This is a genomic window from Bacillus sp. CPT56D-587-MTF (genome assembly GCF_058792335.1).
Map to the genome: position 1 here is coordinate 36,666 of NZ_JBYTEF010000005.1, position 14,770 is coordinate 51,435.

The 14,770-nt window shown below is 35.1% G+C and carries 16 protein-coding genes and 2 pseudogenes; 13 read left to right on the forward strand and 5 right to left on the reverse strand.

Annotation, left to right across the window (positions count from 1 at the left end; translation table 11 throughout):
• Positions 1-2 precede the first annotated feature (2 nt).
• The 6 genes from AC3WVZ_RS32755 to AC3WVZ_RS32780 all read left to right on the forward strand — a co-directional run bounded on the left by AC3WVZ_RS32755 (position 3) and on the right by AC3WVZ_RS32780 (position 3,552).
• Positions 3-1,001: a DUF3991 and toprim domain-containing protein gene (locus AC3WVZ_RS32755; protein ID WP_233937069.1), complete on the forward strand. Its 999-nt coding sequence runs from the start codon at positions 3-5 to the stop codon at positions 999-1,001.
• Complete coding sequence (locus AC3WVZ_RS32760) at positions 994-1,656, forward strand: restriction endonuclease (RefSeq protein WP_098652009.1); 663 nt, start codon at positions 994-996, stop codon at positions 1,654-1,656. The genes AC3WVZ_RS32755 and AC3WVZ_RS32760 overlap by 8 nt, the downstream gene beginning before the upstream one ends.
• A gap of 322 nt (positions 1,657-1,978) precedes the next feature.
• On the forward strand, positions 1,979-2,167 hold the full coding sequence (locus AC3WVZ_RS32765) for a hypothetical protein (protein WP_098652010.1): 189 nt from the start codon (positions 1,979-1,981) through the stop codon (positions 2,165-2,167).
• A 246-nt stretch (positions 2,168-2,413) separates the two neighbouring features.
• The gene (locus AC3WVZ_RS32770) at positions 2,414-2,653 is read left to right on the forward strand and encodes a hypothetical protein (RefSeq protein WP_002205092.1); all 240 of its coding nucleotides are present in this window, start codon (positions 2,414-2,416) and stop codon (positions 2,651-2,653) included.
• Positions 2,654-2,679: 26 nt separating this feature from the next.
• Positions 2,680-3,183, forward strand: a complete 504-nt coding sequence (gene ssb / locus AC3WVZ_RS32775; RefSeq protein ID WP_233937070.1) for a single-stranded DNA-binding protein — start codon at positions 2,680-2,682, stop codon at positions 3,181-3,183.
• A gap of 90 nt (positions 3,184-3,273) precedes the next feature.
• Complete coding sequence (locus AC3WVZ_RS32780; protein WP_002205089.1) at positions 3,274-3,552, forward strand: AbrB/MazE/SpoVT family DNA-binding domain-containing protein; 279 nt, start codon at positions 3,274-3,276, stop codon at positions 3,550-3,552.
• Positions 3,553-3,614: 62 nt separating this feature from the next.
• Here the strand turns inward: AC3WVZ_RS32780 and AC3WVZ_RS32785 are convergent, their stop codons facing one another.
• Both AC3WVZ_RS32785 and AC3WVZ_RS32790 read right to left on the reverse strand, forming a co-directional pair.
• Positions 3,615-3,887 carry an HU family DNA-binding protein gene (locus tag AC3WVZ_RS32785; RefSeq protein ID WP_233937071.1) on the reverse strand — a complete coding sequence of 91 codons (273 nt, stop codon included), beginning with the start codon at positions 3,885-3,887 and terminating at the stop codon, positions 3,615-3,617.
• Between the two features lie 113 nt (positions 3,888-4,000).
• Entirely contained in the window at positions 4,001-4,423 is a 423-nt protein-coding gene (locus tag AC3WVZ_RS32790) for a hypothetical protein (RefSeq protein ID WP_233937072.1), read from the reverse strand.
• A gap of 234 nt (positions 4,424-4,657) precedes the next feature.
• On the opposite strand from AC3WVZ_RS32790, the gene AC3WVZ_RS32795 reads away from it, so the two are divergent.
• From AC3WVZ_RS32795 to AC3WVZ_RS32805, 3 genes and pseudogenes are all read left to right on the forward strand, one after another.
• Positions 4,658-5,317, forward strand: a complete 660-nt coding sequence (locus AC3WVZ_RS32795; RefSeq protein ID WP_233937073.1) for a ribonuclease H1 domain-containing protein — start codon at positions 4,658-4,660, stop codon at positions 5,315-5,317.
• A 664-nt stretch (positions 5,318-5,981) separates the two neighbouring features.
• Positions 5,982-6,176, forward strand: a pseudogene (locus AC3WVZ_RS32800) (ATP-binding protein); the annotation flags it as partial.
• Between the two features lie 67 nt (positions 6,177-6,243).
• Positions 6,244-6,513 (forward strand): annotated as a pseudogene (locus tag AC3WVZ_RS32805) (hypothetical protein); the annotation flags it as partial.
• Between the two features lie 59 nt (positions 6,514-6,572).
• Here AC3WVZ_RS32805 and AC3WVZ_RS32810 read toward each other — a convergent pair.
• Positions 6,573-9,554, reverse strand: a complete 2,982-nt coding sequence (locus AC3WVZ_RS32810) for a Tn3 family transposase (RefSeq protein ID WP_233936968.1) — start codon at positions 9,552-9,554, stop codon at positions 6,573-6,575.
• Between the two features lie 12 nt (positions 9,555-9,566).
• Positions 9,567-10,118, reverse strand: coding sequence for a recombinase family protein (locus AC3WVZ_RS32815; RefSeq protein WP_006923900.1), 552 nt, complete (start codon positions 10,116-10,118; stop codon positions 9,567-9,569).
• A 458-nt stretch (positions 10,119-10,576) separates the two neighbouring features.
• Between AC3WVZ_RS32815 and AC3WVZ_RS32820 the strand changes: the two genes are divergently transcribed.
• Positions 10,577-11,349, forward strand: a protein-coding gene (locus tag AC3WVZ_RS32820; RefSeq protein WP_425594293.1) for an IS5 family transposase whose coding sequence is annotated in 2 segments (ribosomal slippage) — positions 10,577-10,907 and positions 10,907-11,349 — 774 coding nt in all. Because the reading frame shifts where the segments join, the coding sequence is not laid out codon by codon here.
• A 449-nt stretch (positions 11,350-11,798) separates the two neighbouring features.
• On the opposite strand, the gene AC3WVZ_RS32825 is transcribed toward AC3WVZ_RS32820, so the two are convergent.
• Positions 11,799-12,365 (reverse strand): plasmid pRiA4b ORF-3 family protein, encoded by a 567-nt coding sequence (locus tag AC3WVZ_RS32825; RefSeq protein ID WP_075716879.1) that lies wholly within the window; start codon positions 12,363-12,365, stop codon positions 11,799-11,801.
• 743 nt (positions 12,366-13,108) lie between these two features.
• Between AC3WVZ_RS32825 and AC3WVZ_RS32830 the strand changes: the two genes are divergently transcribed.
• The 3 genes from AC3WVZ_RS32830 (at position 13,109) to AC3WVZ_RS32840 (ending at position 14,725) form a co-directional block, all read left to right on the forward strand.
• On the forward strand, positions 13,109-13,465 hold the full coding sequence (locus AC3WVZ_RS32830) for a PadR family transcriptional regulator (RefSeq protein ID WP_233937018.1): 357 nt from the start codon (positions 13,109-13,111) through the stop codon (positions 13,463-13,465).
• 251 nt (positions 13,466-13,716) lie between these two features.
• A complete protein-coding gene (locus tag AC3WVZ_RS32835; protein WP_016097685.1) occupies positions 13,717-14,016 on the forward strand; it encodes an uberolysin/carnocyclin family circular bacteriocin in 300 nt (99 codons plus the stop codon).
• 79 nt (positions 14,017-14,095) lie between these two features.
• A complete protein-coding gene (locus tag AC3WVZ_RS32840; protein ID WP_000428008.1) occupies positions 14,096-14,725 on the forward strand; it encodes a Yip1 family protein in 630 nt (209 codons plus the stop codon).
• Positions 14,726-14,770: the final 45 nt, after the last annotated feature.

The following is a 14,770-nucleotide window of genomic DNA, read 5'->3' on the forward strand; positions in this document are numbered from 1 at the left end:
ACATGACATATCGACTGGCAGAGGAGGAAGTCATGAAAGCAAAAGATGTGGATTTATTGTCTTATTTAGAAGCCAAAGGGGAAAAATTTCAAAAAGAGGGTAACTATTATCGACATACGGAGCATGATAGCCTTATTATTCGAGAGAATATGTTTGTGTGGAATAGCCGTGGAGAGAAAGGATATGGAGCCATTAGTTTTGCGAGAATGTACTATGGCATGTCCTTTCAAGAAGCTGTCCGTGATGTGAACCTTGGCGATTATCCAACCTTTACATCTTCTAAGGAAGAAGAGCCGAAACAAAATGAGCCATTTCGGTATCCAGGTCATTTAGAAGCCCAAGATAAACAAGCAATTAAGCAGTATTTAGCTCAGGAGCGGAAAATTGATTCCCGATTAGTCAATTGGTTGATTGGGCAGGATCTTATTGCACAAGATAAAAAGAAGAATGTTGTATTTAAATGGCGGGAACAAGGCGGGACAGGAGATATAGTAGGTGCAGAACGACAAGGAACGGTTAAGATGGAGAATAAGCGAGGCTCTTTTAAACAGATATTACCGAATGGAAAACCGAATACAGGATTTACAGTGGATGTTGGGAAACCAACATCCATTTATTATTTTGAGAGCCCCATTGATCTCCTTTCCTATTGGACGTTACAACAAAACCGTCTTCAAAATGCAAGGCTAGTCAGTATGAATGGTCTGAAGATGAAGACAGTTCTACGTACATTTAAAGAGGCAAAAGATGAAGGACTTTCCGTGAATCGAATTGTCCTCGCAGTAGATAATGATAAAGCGGGGAAAGAATTCACGGAAAAGATGGGAGCTTTAACAATTACACCACGTGTCCAAATGCATCTTCCATCACAGGTGAAAGATTGGAATGATGCGCTGAAGGCAGTCATACAATCAACAGAAAAACAGCAACAGCCTCATAAACAAGTGCAAGTACAGCAAAAGAAACTAATACAGAAAAAGGAGATGGAGCGAAGTGTCTAATACATTACCGATGCCAGGTATATTACAGCTTTTTTTGTATGGAATGGGTCTTTATATTAGCTTTCATATCCTAAAATGGAGTGTTAGAAAAATACGTGAAATTCGAATCTTGAAGAGGATGGCGAAGTCGGGAATTCATTACATTGACAAAATGGATGGATTTCAATTTGAGGTATATTTAAAAGCACTTTTTCGAGAGCTTGGATACCGACCAGAGGTCACAAAACGCTCTTGTGACTACGGCGTGGACGTCATATTAAAAGGGAGAAATCGTATTGTTATCCAGGCGAAACGATATGGGATAAAGAACCGAGTTGGGATTCGAGCTGTGCAAGAAGTGTATGCAGGAAAAGCATATTACAAGGCTGACGAGGCATGGATCGTAACCAATAGTGTATTTACAAAACAAGCTGAAGAATTAGCAAAAGCATGCCAGGTGAAACTCATTGATCGTTTTGAACTTCAGAATTTGATTAACAAAGTGAATCCAGAACAAAAAGCGAAAGATGTGTATGAGCAAGTCAATCCAGCAGAACGGAAATGTCCGGTTTGTAAAAATCAATTAGTTATTCGGTATTCAAAGAAAAATGATAATAAGTTTTTTGGTTGCTCTCAATTTCCTTCTTGTACACATACTGAAGCAATTAATAGATGAGCTGAAAGGACTATATTCAGCTCATCCATTATTTTATTCAAAAAAGTGAGGTTCATATAAAAACAGATCCTCAGATTACCGTGTATCGCATTTTATTATTGACCGTAATGTAATAAAGTGTCTGGTGATTTAAAACTTATTTAAAGGGGTATATGAGCCTCAAAAGATGTTTTAAAGTGTTTCTTGTTAATTTATATAAATTTACGCTTGTTCTGTTGTGTTAAAGAATAAAAATTCAGAAATTTAATATTAAGACCTTGCAAGGTCGTTCGAAAGGAGTTACAATGACCTTATAAGAGCAAAGTTGATAAGGGGGATTGCAATGGAAAAGAGGTTAGTTGAAGTAATAAGAGACTTAAGACATTTCCTTGTAAGAGGTCAAATTGATTTCCATCTTAGTAATTTTAAGTATTATCAAATGTTTTGCTATGCATTAGAAGCAACTGGTACGCCGTATTGTTTGCAGGTCAATGAATTAGATAGAAAAATGATAGTAATTAAAATGATGTAAAGAAAAGGGGAGATTCATGATGAAAATCAATACGCCGGAGTGGTTATCTTTGAGTAAGGAAATTAAGGTTAAACTCATTCGTTTGGCTATTTTAGAATCAAGATTTAAGTATCAAAAATAAAACCCCTCCGTTGCAAAAAAGCAAACAGAAGGGAATTTGAATGAGTGTGAAACTATGAAGGGAATCTAGCACATTCCCTTCATGAACCAGTATAGCATAAAAGGAACACAATAAAGGAGATATTCATGAAAGAGATTGAAAAGTACATGACGCCAAGTGAAGCATCATTCTATTGGGGAATTCCTCGTGAAACGCTGAAACACAAAATCAGCCCTTCAGGTATGACTGAAAAGAAAGTAGTAGAGTTACAACGGATGTTAGATGAAGGCTTAATCAAATTCTTTTTACATCCGAAAGGAAAGCGGAAGGAATGGATTATTAGTCGTCAAGCCATGTATGAATGGTTTGGTGAACCTAAAAAATAAAGGGAACTAAGGGAGGAAATAAACATATGTCTTTAAATCGTACAATTTTAGTTGGTCGTCTTACAAAGGATCCCGATTTACGTTACACGCCAAATGGGGTTGCGGTCGCAACATTTACGCTAGCTGTTAACCGTCAATTTAAGAAGGATGGACAGCAAGAAGCAGACTTCATAAATATTGTAGTGTGGAAAAGAATTGCAGAGAATGTAGCAAACTTTCTAAAAAAAGGTAGTTTAGCTGGTGTAGATGGTCGTCTTCAGACTCGTAATTATGAGGGGCAAGACGGGAAGCGTGTATATGTGACGGAAGTGGTTGCAGAGAACGTACAATTTTTAGAGCCACGTAATAGTGGTGGAGGAGAACGTAATTCATTCAATCAACAGCCAGTAGGAGCTGGTTTTGGTAATCAAGGTTCGAACTCATTTAATCAATCTAGTAATTCTGGTAACTCTGGATTTAAAAAGAATGATGACCCATTCTCTAATCCAGGTCAACCAATTGATATTTCGGACGACGATTTACCTTTCTAACAAGTTGTTAGTGTGTGTTTCTGGATGTTCATGTTTTTGATTTTTGGAGAAACCTAGTTAAAATAGATTTGATAAAAAGGGAGAGATTTGATGAAATCAACAGGAGTAGTTCGCAAAGTCGATGAATTGGGGCGTATTGTGCTTCCTAGGGAATTAAGGAATACCTTAGATATAGAGGCTAAAACACCAATTGAAATCTTTGTAGACGGAGAGAAAATTGTTTTACAGAAGTATCAACCTGATGGAATTTGCATGGTGACAGGAGAAGTTTCAGAACGTAATTTTGTATTAGCAAATGGTAAAATTATTGTCAGCTCAGAAGGTGCAGATTATCTGATGAAAGAATTGCAACAGTACTTAGTGAAATAAGAAATGGTTCATATGAAAAAGAAGAGAGATGAGGAATCCCTCTTCTTTTTATGTATGTTAATTTATTTTACAGCCTCTTTTAGGCTTTTCCCCGCTTTAAATGCAGGTGTTTTTCCTCCAGGAATGAACATTTCTTCTCCTGTTTGAGGGTTACGTCCTCTACGTGCAGAGCGTTCACGTACCTCAAATGTACCGAATCCAATTAATTGCACAGAGTCGCCTTTTGCTAGGGCTTGTGTAATTTGATCTAGAACAGCTTGCACAGATGCAGTTGCATCTTTTTGTGTTAAGTTTGCTTCCTGGGCAACTTGTTTGATAAGTTCTGTTTTATTCATGTGTGTACCTCCAGGTAATGATTCATTTTAGGTTGCTATTATAACGTTTTTACTAGAAATGTACAAATGCTCATTTTGCTTACGGAATCCTTTTTTCATATAAGTATTTCTTCTCAATAATCTGATCGTTTAATCCTTTGTAAAGATTCCATTCCAAGTTGCAAATCACTTTTTTTCATTACTTTTTCATAGGTTCCCTCTTTTAATTTTTCCGTTAGAGCTAAAATATCGGTTAAATTATGGTGTAACTGTTGCACCTGTCCTTGAAGGCGTTCAATTTCACTTTGCTCGATAGGTGTTAAACGCTCTTCTTTTATCCATTTGGAGAGCTGTTCTTCAAATATCCATACAAATTCAAGTTGTTCTGTGTAAACACGGATGGTGCGTTGTATGGTTGCATCATCCAACACATGAGGTTTGTTGCGGGCCTCTAAAAGGTTTATATATTGTTCTTTAGCATCTATAAATTGACCATCGATTAGATTTGCAATGATAGGCAAGTTTTGGATAGGTTGCCAATTTGGTTGATTCTCCATGTATTTTTTCCTCCCATTCCTTTAATGTATTATAAAGGAATGATATCACAAAGGATTCAGATTTACAGGGAAGGTGTAAATAGTTACCCCCACACCTATAATTTCACGTACCTTATTGAAAAAAAACATATAACACACAATCATAGCATCCATTTAAATCTTATATTCTTGTATTCTCAGTTATATAATACATAAGAAGAGGGCTGGTTAGAAATGAAATGAGGGGGAAGATGGATGAAAAAGAAAGTATATGCTGTACGAAAAGGAAGAGAAACCGGTATTTTTTATTCTTGGAAAGAATGTGAGACGCATGTGAAAGGGTATTCAGGTGCCCAGTACCGCTCTTTTCCTTCTAAAAAAGAAGCACAACAATATTTGTCATCCACTCTCATTCAAAAAAAGCACCAGGTATCTCCTCCTTCTCATAACATAAAAGAACAGCCAACAAAGTTACATTCTTCAGGTGTTTCACAAGAATCCATCGTAGAAGTTTATATTGATGGGAGTTATAACATGAAGCGGAAAATTGCAGGATATGGCTTAGTGATGATTGTTCAAAACCAAGTGTACTTAAAGGATTTCAGTGCCTATCCCTACTCAGATGTAACAGCTACTCATAATGTAGGTGCTGAGCTTATGGGTGCAAGACGTGCGGTAGAATTGGCTTTAGCGAATGGCTGGAAACACATGATATTGTACTATGATTATACAGGTATTGAAAATTTCGCAACAAAAGCTTGGAGAGCTAAAAACCCTCAAACAAAAGAGTATCAAGATTTTATGCAAAAATATATGCGGAATATTAAAATACAATTTGTAAAAGTTAAGGCTCATAGCGGTAATGAGTACAATGATTTAGCTGATCGTCTTGCGAAATATGCAACGAATTTATAAAAATAGTTGGGTATGAATCCTATAATTAAAATATGACTGATACTATAAGTAATTCTGTTTATTTTTTATAGTTTTGTTATTTGTCTGCTATTGACAAAATGAGAGGTAGATTTTATAATTCGAAAGCGTGTTCGTGATTCTTCGCTGGCACAAGCAAGATTGTTGTGAAGGATCGGGTGGTAGAACCAGCAACTTTCGTAGCACATGGAATAGCTGTGTTTGTGAAGAATAACACGTCTAATTTACTAGTGTACAATTATTTAGTATATTTACGAATAAATTACATATAATATTATTAACATCTAGAGAAAGTTACATAAAAAAGGCATCTTCCTGAGGAAGATGTCCTTTTTGCTGTTCCTAAATATATGCCCATATAAGGCGTAAACCCAGCATCTTCGAATGAATCGGGAATTTTGTAATTTTCTGATAATTTACAGGTGTTTCCATGTTTTTTTGGCTTAAAATTTAAGTTTCTGAGTTCTATGTCATTTTTTTAAACTGTTAATCCATTAAATTAGAATCATTTCTTTATGATTTAAGTTAGAAAGTGACACAGAATAACAATTCTATGACACTTATTATTAAAAATCAGGAAATTTATACAGTTAAAATCTGATTATTGCAAAATTCCCGATTTGCTAGGAAATGCTGGGTTTGGGCCTGTTATGAGCAAAAAAGTGTAATAGTTACTTCGAATTTAGAATTTGGTCAATGGAATCGTATATTTGGTGATAATCGGCTTACTTCTGCATTGGTGGACCGTTTGGTCCATCATGCCCACATTATTGCATTTACGGGAGAAAGCTATCGTTTACGCAATGCGTTGTCTTCTGGAAACACTAAAATTACTATTTAAAAAATCGAGCTGCTAGCCTCTGCACTTTTCGCTGCAACTCTCTGTATTTTCCGCTTGCACAAAACAATCCTATGTTGCAGATCAAGAGCGTAAAAAAATTCATCAGCGACAAGCGGAAGGGATTGCAATAGCTAAGTCAACAGGCAAGCATTTAGGACGCCCTCAACTTACCTTTGAAACATTAAGTCCAAAGCAAATACAAATAATAGAAGAAACTTATCCAAAGTGGAAAAACAGAGAAATAACAGGGGTGAAATTTATGGAGTTAATTGAATTGAAGAAAAATACTTTCTATAAAAGGCCTCACGATACCATTTCGGGAAAATTGTACGTTTAGACACAAATTGGACACATTTTTACCGATTCCGTATTTACATAGGGAATCGGTAATGGGTGTTAGTATCTATTTCTTGCATATTTTGTTCGTAAAGGTCTTAAATGATGAATCGATTTCTTTTGCTGTACATCCCAGATATAATCACCTGTTAATGCAATATGTTCCCAACCTAATGGAGAAATGTGTTGCACATATTCTTCTGGAATTTCCATTCCTTGCGAGCGTAATAATTCTATCGCCTTTTCAATATACACTGTATTCCAAATGACAATTACAGAAATTAATAACTGAAGACCATTCACTCGATGCAACTGATCTTCATAAGAACGATCACGTATTTCTCCTAATCGATGAAAACATACGGCTCGTGCAAGTGAATGTTTCGCTTCCCCTTTATTGAGTCCCACTTGAACGCGCCTTCTCAGTGCAGGGTCTTGCAGCCATTCTAATGTATATAATGTTCTTTCTATACGTCCAATTTCTCGTAATGCCACCGCTAAACTATTTTGCCGTGGATAAGATGCTAACTTTTTTAAAATAAGAGATGCAGTAACCGTTCCATTTTGCACAGAACTAATTAACCTTAATAATGCATCCCAGTTGTCTCGTATATGTTTTATTTGTATGGTGCCGCCAATCATAAAGTTTAGCTCTGGATAGTAGGAAGGTTTATCGATTGTATAAATTTTCGTCTTATCTATACTTTTAATTCTCGGAGAGAATCGAAACCCTAACATATGACACATACCAAATACATGGTCTACAAATCCAGCCGCATCCGTATAATGTTCTTCAATTCTAGTATCGGCTTCATGATATAATAATCCGTCTATAATATGAGGCGCTTCCTCAAAAGAACTAATGACTTGGGCATAAAAAGGATCATATTGATCTGAAATATGAGTATAGAAGTTTAGACCAGGATCTCTTCCATGTTTGGCATTCACTTGAGCTAATGGACTAGAAGCACCACTTGACCGAAAATATTGCCCATCTGAAGAAGAAGTGGTTCCAGTGCCCCAATAGGTAGCATGCCTATTTTGCCGTTGAAAATTTGATAAGACTCCCAGAGCTTTTGTGTAATTTTCATCACTGATATACCAATCTGCTATCCAAGCAAGTTGTGTATAGGTAATAGCAGGACATGCATCAGCCATTTTACTTAATCCAAGATTAATCCCCTCGGCTAAAATAGCCGCAAATAATGCAGTTTCATCTTTTGGCCCCGTTTTCGTATGAAGATGTACAAACTGTTGACTAAAATGGGTCCAAGAATCTACTTCTACCAATAGTTCGGTCAGTTTAATACGGGGTAATACATCATAAATAGCCCTTGTAAGATCTGCCACATCGTCTGGAACATCCTTTTTTAAAGATGGAATGTGGATGTGACCTCCATAAACAGAAACATCCGATAATTCTTGGTTTCGAATGAGTTGATTTACCATTGTTAATTGGTCTTGCATCAATCCGCATCGATTTTGTATATACTCCTCTACATTTGTAGCAATAGACAACGGGATTTGTTGTTTCCTTTTGATTTCTTCCCAGGTTTGTGCCGGTAATAAGTACTCATCAAAGTTTTTGTATTGTTTACTTCCTGGTACCCATATATCTCCCGAACGAAGGTGATTACATAATTCTGTCCATACACTAAATTCATAGTAATGACGGTCAATGCCATCTTCTTTTAAAACATGTTTCAACCATTTGGATTTTATAAAATCCAGGGGAGCACATTCAGGAACTTTTCTTTTCTTGGATGTATTCAGTTCCTTTAAGATTTCAAGTGCTTCACATAATGTTTGGGTGATACCAGAAGATTGAAACGTATAAATCTGTAAAAGTCGCGGGGCAAACTTGCGAAATTGTCCATAATAGGTATCCAGTAATTCTAAATAATCGAATTCTGCAGGCCTCGTCAACGCTTCCGCTTGTTCTACCGAATGAACAAATTGGTCCCATGGTATAACAGCTTGTAAAGATACAAAAGGGTCTTGCTCGGTTTCTTTTGCTTCAATTAAAACCTTCCCCAGTTTTGCAAATAAGCGGATTTTCTCATTAATTAATTTTCCGTCATTTTGAAACGAATCGTTATGTATTTTTTCTCCTCGTTTAAACATGCGCCCAAGTAACTTTTCATTTACATATAAACCTTGGTCAATTAAAAAAGCATAAATATGAATTAAAAATGCCATTAAAGTTGCATAACGTTTCAGAGAATGGAACCGAGACAAATGTTGGGTGGAATACCGAGAGCCTTCCCTAGCTAATTGTAGTAATCTATTTTGGTGAATCTCTTGTCCGTTTTCTAATGGTAATGCGAGCTTTTGAATAAATTGAATGCGGTCTAATATTTTATGAAAATTTTTAAGTGAAACCGTTCCAGGTGGTTTTCGTAACCAGGATAAACTTGTAATATGTTTGTCTGCAGACTTTGTTAATAGCTGGTCTAATTGTAAAAGTTGTTGTGGAGATAACGCTTTTGTTAACTTTTTAAACGTTCGCTTTTCTGCACGTTCACATACCGCCCAAACTAAATGTTCTATGGCATACATGGCAGGAAGAATGATTTTTCTTTTTCGCATTTCTTGTATTAAAAGGTCAACCAAAACCAGGCCTTTCTCGGTTCCCATAACAGTTGGAAGAAGCCAATTTGCTAACTCTCGATATTCTCGTAAGGTAAAAGATCGGAATCCAAAATGTTTTCGAGTTTTGCTGATGTGTTCTCGCCTTGTTGTATCGCGAATTTTCGCATACTTATGTATAGCTGCAGGCACGATTCCTAATCTTTTTGCAAGCAAAGAAACAAGAAAATCGGATATTTTTTCTTCAGAAGCGAATGGCCGACCAGGAAATCGTAAATAAGCCAATTGAACCGCAAAACCTAATTGATTCGTTGCGCCGCGTTGTTGACGGATGATTTGTATATCTTCTTCCGATAAAGTGTAGTATCGTATCCGCTCTCGTTCACTCATCTGGTCTGGTAATTCATAAAAGTATTCTCGTTGCGTTTGAGTCAGAACTTCTCTCGTCGCCATCTGAACTTCCTCCTATTTATGTAAATAACGATACACGGTTGTACGAGAAATCTTTAATATTTGCGCAATATCTTTAATGGGGGTTTTCTTAGACACGAGTGTTTGTATCATTTGTTGTTCTTTTTCTCCTAACTTTTCAGGTCTTCCACCAAAACGTCCCCGAGCCCTTGCGGCAATTCTTCCCGCCTCTGTCCGTTCACGAATGAGGTTTCTTTCAAATTCTGCAAAAGAAGCAAATAAGTGAAACATTAATTGTCCTGTAGCGCTAGAGCGATCCATCGTGATATTTTCTTGTACACTATAGAAACTAACGCCCTGTTCATTTAATTCATTTACAATTTGGATAAGATGATGCATCGTTCTTCCTAAACGATCGAGTCGCCAGACTACCAAAGAATCACCAGGTCTCACATATTGAAGAGCCTTTTCAAGGCCGGGCCTTTTTCCAGCGATGCCACTCAACTTGTCTTCAAATATTTCATCACATCCATACGCCTTTAAAGCATCTATTTGTAAATCCAAATTTTGATCTACAGTTGATACACGAACATAACCAATTTTCAATTTGTAGTCTCTCCCTGTTCAATAATTTAATTTTAGATAGATATCTGAACATACATAATTGTACACTGTTTATGGACACGATAATAGGAAAAAATGTAGTGTTTTTTACTAAAAAATAAAGTGTACAGAAATATACAATTTTCTGTACACAAAAGAAGTAACTTTCTGTTATTTGAAACATGCTTGTATACTTATAGAGCAAAGAAAAAATTGAGAAGATATCATTCATCAGGAGGAATTATATTGCCACTACTCTTTATCTTGCTATTTTTTATTGTAAATGTTCTTATTTATTTCAAATCATCTCGATGGAGAAAACAACAACATCTTTACGTTCAGTCCTTTACACTTCTTATCGATTATTATATTTTTATTATTCCTATTACCGTACTAGGGTGTGTCTAAAAACTATTTCTATGGTAGGATTACCTCAAACCATTTAGAGAGAGGTATTTTCTATGACGCCACGCCGCTACGAACTTACAAATGAACAATGGGAACAAATCAAAGACTTTTTCCCACCGTATTCTACTGGTCGTCCGCCTAAAAGAAGTAATCGTGAAATGTTCAATGCTATTTTATGGATAGCTAGGAGCGGCGCTCCCTGGCGTGATTTGCCGGACCATTACGGCTTATGGAAAACCGTGTATGCTCGCTTCTGCAAATGGCGTGATGAAGGTGTCCTACTGACCATTTTTCAAGAATTAAATGCTGAACCGGATTTTGAAAATCTCAGCATAGATTCAACCAGTATCAAAGCGCATCAACATAGTGCTGGTGCAAAAAAAAGGCCATAAATCATGAGTTTCATCAGCATATTGGCATGAGTCGCGGTGGAAAAACTACCAAAATCCATACAATTGTTGATGGTTTAGGCAACCCCATTTTATTTCATTTGACTGGCGGAAATATTTTTGATAGCACTCCAGTTTGCGAGCTTTTGGATGAAATACCAATTAAGGGCAGCAATATTCTTGGTGACAAAGCCTATGGTTCTCATACGATTCGTAACTATATTACCAATCATGAAGCAACCTATACCATTCCACCCAGATCAAATGCGAAAGCTCCTTGGAATGTGGATTGGTATTTATATAAAGAACGCCATTTAGTGGAGTGTTTTTTCAATAAAATCAAGCATTTCCGTAGAATCGCAACACGGTATGATAAGCTGGCATCTTCTTTTTTAGCCTTTGTGTATATCGCTGCCATTTTTCGATTAACACAATGAACAACAGTTTTTAGACACACCCTAGTATTTGTAGTAGCTCTTCCTGGCATTTTTATTACTGGTAACAGTACGTTAGATACGATTATGACAAACATATTTATGATTGAGCTGTATTTATTTAGTTTACCTGTGCTCTTATTATGGAATTTTTATATGGTATATCCGAATCTAAAATTTCTTTGTTCTTTACATGACACAAAAATTTTGAATTACGAAGTTTTGAAAAGAGGTACTTTATGCTTAGAAGTCATTCTATGTTGCGTTCTTATTCCATCGATTCATTACATAGTCATCATTTTTTTAGTTGGAATGAGCCTGTTTTTAGAGTATAAAATTGCAGATGCCTCTTAATCAGATTGTCATATAAAAAGACTGCTGTGTGAAATTCAACAACAGTCTTTTTTATTCAAAATATATAAATCAGGGTTTCTTTGTACTGTAGGCATTCATTAATCACAATAGGTTAATCCCTTATTTACCTCTTGTATATCGAATGCAGTAGGATCAAAATCTAATAAATCCCATTCTGCGAAGAGTTTATATTGTGGATGTGAAGAATCTTTTATTGCCTCTAAAAATTCAATATATCCCGGAATACCTCCGATATCCTCTAAAGGAGCTGCATTTTCTCCTCCAATGCATGTTATTTCATCAGAGTTTTGATCGAGTACATCTTCAACTTGAATCTGTAGCAACCAGTGATCTCCAAAGTCGTATACATATTGAAAAATTTGCCCCTTCTTTTTGATTTGTTCAAGTAGCATGGTTCTATGAGCGCGCAGCATTCGAGATGGTGTTGTCAATTCCAACATGGAAAAGGGAATACTCGAATCAGGTGGATCCGATATAGTATATTTTCCTACAGTGAATTCAAATAAATGTTGGTGCTCCCATTGAAATAAGCATTGAATCACATCATGTAAATCATCAAAAGTTAATTTCGCAGGTAAAATAACTTTTCTCCAAATAGGGAAAGGGCATCCCACTAATTCCAAATGTAATTGATAGCATTTCATTCTTGTTTCCTCCCGTCTGAAGTAATAACATATTTCTCATTTTCACCGAAATCATGAGAAATAGATAGTAAAAGGCAAATGAAGGAATCAAAAATTTTGATATTTTACAAAGAATCACTTGAAATGCGTCTAAATTGTGTCTAAACGTACAATTTTCCCGAAATGGTATCGTGAGGCCTAAAATAATAAAAGAATATGAGGTAAAAGATTTGAAAAGTAATTTCTAAAAAATAAGAGGCGAATGTTTCTTGGCCTATATTTTCTCTTGAATCATCATATAACTAGTAGAAAAATCTTGAAATCTATATTAAAGTAAAGAATTAGTGGTTGTACTTATATCGTATAGTAAATCAGAAGAGGTACAATTAGTTTCCATAGTTGTAGGCATACGGCAACCATTCCTTCTTTTTGGAGCCACTTGTCAATTTTCACGGTTTTTGAGGCATTTTACTATACAGAATATGAATTCGGTACAGTTGTTGGATGAAAAATTATTACTTTTCTTTACCGAACACGTAATTTCTTATTCTAATTTCACTTTACCGAATACAAAAAACTATAAAACTGAGAGTATAAAGTACATTTTTCTTAAATGGCTCCAAAAGTAAAGAATGGTTGCCATACCCCTTGTAGGCTTTATTATATTTGAGGAAGAAACTATGGATTGGATATCCTTCACGCTAAACATTTTTTACGATAAAATAAAATCATTTTGAACTAAAGAATTAAAGGTGTGTGAATTAATGTACAGTGAGATGTTAAAAGGAATATTAGAAGGTTGTATTTTGCATATTCTTGCAAAAGAAGAGACTTATGGATATGAATTGAAAAGTAAGTTAGATTCATTTGGTTTTTTATTTGTAAGTAAAAATAGTATATATCCAGTTTTATTACGTCTTCAAAAGGAAGGTTTAATTGTAGGTCAAATGAAGAAATCCTTAGCTAGTGGACCGGATCGTAAATATTACCAATTAACTCAAAAAGGATTGGAGCGGTTAAAGGTTTTCTATAATGATTGGTCATTAGTTTCTGGAGCTGTAAATTGTTTAATTAATGATGTACGTTCAGTTAAAGTGAAACAACAAAACCGTAGTATATAAATACTGCGGTTTTGTTGTTTTTTTGAAACTTTATGTACATTAGGTATAAAGTTTTATTTTAATAACTTTTAATCACATTTATTATTATTTTTTAAATAATTTTTATTTTGAAACAAATTTTAGTGTTAATACTTGATAAATATAGAAGTCGGATTGGTTTGCTTGAAAATCTATTTGTTTTTATCGCGATTTCATGATATTATCAATCACGAAATATTAATATACTAATTTATTTGAAGGGAAGTTATTTTATGAAAATTAAAAAAGTATTAGCAGGTACATTAGGTTTAGGAGTGGTAGGTTCTGTACTTACGCTTAATCAATTCTCTGGTAGTGGTCTTGCCAATTTAACACTTCAGTACGACATTAGCGCAGTAAATGCAGGTCGAATTGTTAGTGCTTTAGAGTGGGCTTCTGATATGGGTGCGGTTATTGGCTTAGCGGGAGCAATTTTAGGAGCTGGAATTGGTGCTGCAGCTATCTCAGCGGCAGTTGCTATTGCGAAGAGAAAACTTCTTAAAGAAGGTAAAAAAGCAGCAGTATTATACTAAAATTTGTGTATTAACAAAAGAGAGTTATCAAGAATATACTTGGTAACTCTTTTAATTATATTGTATTGGAGATTTATGAATGGAAAACATACAAACAGCAAGTAGTTCGAACGTAAGTGGTGTAAAGTGGTTCGATTTTTTTATTAGCCCTAAAAGATTTTTTGAAAATGTAAAAGAAAAGCCAAATGTATGGAAGCCTTTTGTTCTTGCGACTATTCCGATCATATTAATGTATATGGTTATAGTACCTAATATGATGGACATGTTTACAAGTCATTTTTCAGACTTAAATTTCGGAGTATCAGGTCGAATTAAATCTCTTATGTATATACTGGTATGCTCATTTTCAATATTTCAGACTATCATGGCTTTATTCTTAGGGGCAATAATCCTGCATCTAATGTGCATTCCAATGTTAGGGAAAGGGAGTATAAGACAAACAACTTCATTGTTTATGTTTGTTAGTATTCCAAGTGCAATTAAAGCTATAGGAATTATAATTTTTAGTTTTGTTATGGGCTCTGATTTTTCTGAATTTATTAAAGGTTTTTTGGTTGAAAAAAATATTTATTTAAGCCTCTTTGATCCATTCTCTATATGGACGACATTACTAATAATTATTGCATTAAATGTTATCCATGAAATTTCTTGGTTAAAAGCTTCAATAATATCTATCATTCTTTTAGTAATTAAAATATTATTATCCTAATTATCTTATGTAATTAAGATAGTAACATTTAATTGCTTTTATTAT

What these genes read in the sequence shown, in the direction of transcription:
- AC3WVZ_RS32770 (WP_002205092.1), top strand. Translation starts at nt 2,414, where the DNA reads ATGAAAGAGATTGAAAAGTACATGACGCCAAGTGAAGCATCATTCTAT.
- AC3WVZ_RS32790 (WP_233937072.1), bottom strand. Translation starts at nt 4,423, where the DNA reads ATGGAGAATCAACCAAATTGGCAACCTATCCAAAACTTGCCTATCATT.
- AC3WVZ_RS32830 (WP_233937018.1), top strand. Translation starts at nt 13,109, where the DNA reads ATGTACAGTGAGATGTTAAAAGGAATATTAGAAGGTTGTATTTTGCAT.
- AC3WVZ_RS32810 (WP_233936968.1), bottom strand. Translation starts at nt 9,554, where the DNA reads ATGGCGACGAGAGAAGTTCTGACTCAAACGCAACGAGAATACTTTTAT.
- AC3WVZ_RS32835 (WP_016097685.1), top strand. Translation starts at nt 13,717, where the DNA reads ATGAAAATTAAAAAAGTATTAGCAGGTACATTAGGTTTAGGAGTGGTA.
- AC3WVZ_RS32785 (WP_233937071.1), bottom strand. Translation starts at nt 3,887, where the DNA reads ATGAATAAAACAGAACTTATCAAACAAGTTGCCCAGGAAGCAAACTTA.
- ssb (WP_233937070.1), top strand. Translation starts at nt 2,680, where the DNA reads ATGTCTTTAAATCGTACAATTTTAGTTGGTCGTCTTACAAAGGATCCC.
- AC3WVZ_RS32780 (WP_002205089.1), top strand. Translation starts at nt 3,274, where the DNA reads ATGAAATCAACAGGAGTAGTTCGCAAAGTCGATGAATTGGGGCGTATT.
- AC3WVZ_RS32825 (WP_075716879.1), bottom strand. Translation starts at nt 12,365, where the DNA reads ATGAAATGCTATCAATTACATTTGGAATTAGTGGGATGCCCTTTCCCT.
- AC3WVZ_RS32795 (WP_233937073.1), top strand. Translation starts at nt 4,658, where the DNA reads ATGAAAAAGAAAGTATATGCTGTACGAAAAGGAAGAGAAACCGGTATT.
- AC3WVZ_RS32765 (WP_098652010.1), top strand. Translation starts at nt 1,979, where the DNA reads ATGGAAAAGAGGTTAGTTGAAGTAATAAGAGACTTAAGACATTTCCTT.
- AC3WVZ_RS32840 (WP_000428008.1), top strand. Translation starts at nt 14,096, where the DNA reads ATGGAAAACATACAAACAGCAAGTAGTTCGAACGTAAGTGGTGTAAAG.
- AC3WVZ_RS32755 (WP_233937069.1), top strand. Translation starts at nt 3, where the DNA reads ATGACATATCGACTGGCAGAGGAGGAAGTCATGAAAGCAAAAGATGTG.